At 61.2% G+C, this 2,653-nt stretch carries 2 protein-coding genes; both read left to right on the plus strand.

Translation table 11 applies throughout. The features are described 5' to 3' along the window. Window positions 1-56: 56 nt before the first annotated feature. Complete coding sequence (locus ACLP25_RS09055; protein WP_442468871.1) at window positions 57-572, plus strand: glycosyltransferase; 516 nt, start codon at window positions 57-59, stop codon at window positions 570-572. Window positions 573-797: 225 nt separating this feature from the next. Further along, on the plus strand, window positions 798-2,225 hold the full coding sequence (hpnJ, locus tag ACLP25_RS09060) for a hopanoid biosynthesis associated radical SAM protein HpnJ (protein ID WP_442468872.1): 1,428 nt from the start codon (window positions 798-800) through the stop codon (window positions 2,223-2,225). The last annotated feature ends 428 nt before the right edge of the window (window positions 2,226-2,653 follow it).

Consider the following 2,653-nt stretch of genomic DNA (forward strand, 5'->3'; position numbering starts at 1 on the left):
CGCCAGCGACGCGTGGAACAACGTCAAGAAAGGCAAGCTGGGCGCGGCGGCTGGCAATGTTTTTGACCGGCGCAATCTCATTTCTTTGCGGGCGGTGTGGGAAGACCGCAATTGGATTGGCAAGGTGTGAAGGAATCAGCCGCGCAGCGCGCGCAGTGAGGATTCAGGACGCCGCATGTCCTCAGGAAGTTGCGCTATCCATCTCCGCCGCCGCCGGCCTGGCGCGGCCGTGCCTAGGCGCGACAATTGCGCTGTCGCGAGAGACATTATCGCGGATCGGGGGCTTCGAGGCGGTGGCAAACCAATTGGCCGACGATTACGCCATCGGCAAGGCGGTACGCCAAGCCGGGCATCGGGGTGTCCTTCCCCCGTTGCTGGTGGCTCACTCATGCGAAGAAGAATCGCTCGGCGAGGTGGTTCGGCATGAACTGCGCTGGGCGCGGACGATTTCACCGTCGACCCGGTCGGATATATCAGCAGCGGCGTCACTCACCCCTTGCCGCTGGCGCTGGTCGAGGCGGCCCTTCGTGGGTTCGACGCCTGGGGACTGGCGGCGGTTCTCGGCGCCTTGACGTGTCGGCTGTTCTTGAAATATTGCCTCACGCGCGAATTTGATTTGCCAAAAGCGAACGACGCTCTAACTCTCTTAAAGAGACGTTCTGTCGTTCGCGTTCTTTTTCGCCTGTTATATCGAGTCCGCGCGCCAGCTGGCGTGGAACGGATTTCGTCGTCAGGCGCGATGGCTTAAGCGGGTCCGCCCGGCGCGACAGCTTTAGAGACAGCGAGAACCTGAAATGATGCGAACCCTGTTCCTGCAAGCGCCCTCCTTCGACGGGTTCGACGGCGGCGCCGGCGCCCGTTACCAGACGAAGCGCGAGATTCCGTCTTTCTGGTACCCGACCTGGCTCGCGCAGCCGGCCGCGCTGGTGCCCGACAGCAAGCTGATCGACGCGCCGCCCCATCGAACCTCGCTGGCCGAGGTTGTCGCCGAGGCCAGAAATTTCGAGCTGGCGGTGCTGCACACTTCAACGCCCTCCTTCTCCTCCGATGTGAAAGCGATCACGGCTCTCAAGGACGCCAACCCGGCTCTTAAGGTCGGGTTGATCGGCGCCAAGGCGGCGGTCGACGCCGAAGGGTGCCTGAAGTCCGCGCCGGTCGTCGATTTCGCCGCCCGCAACGAATTTGATTTTACCATCAAGGAAGTCGCCGACGGGCGGGACTGGAAGTCGATCCGCGGCCTCTCCTTCCGGGACGCGGATGGCAAGATCCAGCACACGCCGGACCGCCAGATCCTGGAAAACATGGACGACTTGCCCTTTGTGACGCCAGTCTACAAGCGTGACTTGAACATTCATCGATATTTCAGCGGCTATCTCAAGCACCCCTACATGTCACTTTACACCGGGCGCGGCTGCAAATCGCGCTGCACGTTCTGCCTTTGGCCGCAAACCGTCGGCGGGCATCGCTACCGCACCCGTTCGGTCGGTCACGTCATCGAGGAAATGGCTTGGGCGAAGAAGGCTTTTCCGGAGGTCAAGGAATTCTTCTTCGACGTCGACACATTCACCGACGATCTGCCGCGCGCCGAGGCGATCGTCCGGGAGCTCGGGAAGCTCGGGATCACATGGTCCTGCACCGCCAAGGCCAATGTGCCGCGCGCCACGCTGAAAGTGATGCGTGACAATGGCTTGCGTTTGCTGCTGGTGGGCTATGAGAGCGGGAACCAGCAAATTCTCCACAACATCAAGAAGGGTATGCGGATCGACGTGGCAAAGAGGTTCGCCAAGGATACCCGGGAGCTTGGGATCACCGTCCACGGCACCTTCATCATGGGCCTGCCCGGCGAGACGCACGAGACGATCAAGGAGACGATCGCGTTCGCCAAGGAAGTCAACCCCCACACGCTCCAGGTGTCGTTGGCGGCGCCCTATCCGGGCACGTTTCTCTACAAGCAGGCGCTGGAAAAGGGCTGGCTCGACGACGCCAATGCGGATCTGGTGAACGAGGACGGCAGGCAGATCGCCCCGTTGAGCTATCCGGGATTGAGCCACACCGAGATTTTCGATTCGGTCGAAACCTTCTATCGCAGCTTCTATTTTCGCCCGAACAAGATCGCCGCGATCATTGGCGAGATGGCGACTAGTCCCGACATGCTGAAGCGGCGCTTGAGCGAGGGTATGGAGTTTTTCCGCTTCCTGCGCGAGCGTCGAGAGATCACGCACTGAAACACCTCACCCAAGGCGGTTGATTTTGGCCTCGCCGACGAGGTCAACCGCGCCAGGGGCGGCCGCCCTTGGCGCCTTGGTTTGTTTCGTCTTCGACCGAAATCCGACCCTTCGGTCTCGTCCGTCATAGACGGCGATCGGAGGGTCGCCCCCTTCGCGGAAACGACCTCCGAGCGCCATTGTCGCGAAAGGTCTTTATGCCGATCGCGGCTTCGATGGCGTTGAGCCGTGCTCTATGGGGGACCGGGTTCCTTTGTTGACTCAGCCCATCCGCGATTATTCCGAGAGTTCCTCAACTCTGCAATTGATCGGCTCATCGAAGGGGTCGATCTCATGCTGCCTCACAAGCTGCATGAGTCAGCTCCGAACGTCCGCGGCTCCGTCGCCTTGGAGGACGTGCGCGCGAGTTCCTGGCCATCCTGTTCAAT

Origin of the sequence: Roseiarcus sp., assembly GCF_052145395.1 — a bacterium.
GTDB lineage: Bacteria > Pseudomonadota > Alphaproteobacteria > Rhizobiales > Beijerinckiaceae > Roseiarcus.

What these genes read in the sequence shown, in the direction of transcription:
- ACLP25_RS09055 (WP_442468871.1), top strand. Translation starts at nt 57, where the DNA reads ATGTTTTTGACCGGCGCAATCTCATTTCTTTGCGGGCGGTGTGGGAAG.
- hpnJ (WP_442468872.1), top strand. Translation starts at nt 798, where the DNA reads ATGCGAACCCTGTTCCTGCAAGCGCCCTCCTTCGACGGGTTCGACGGC.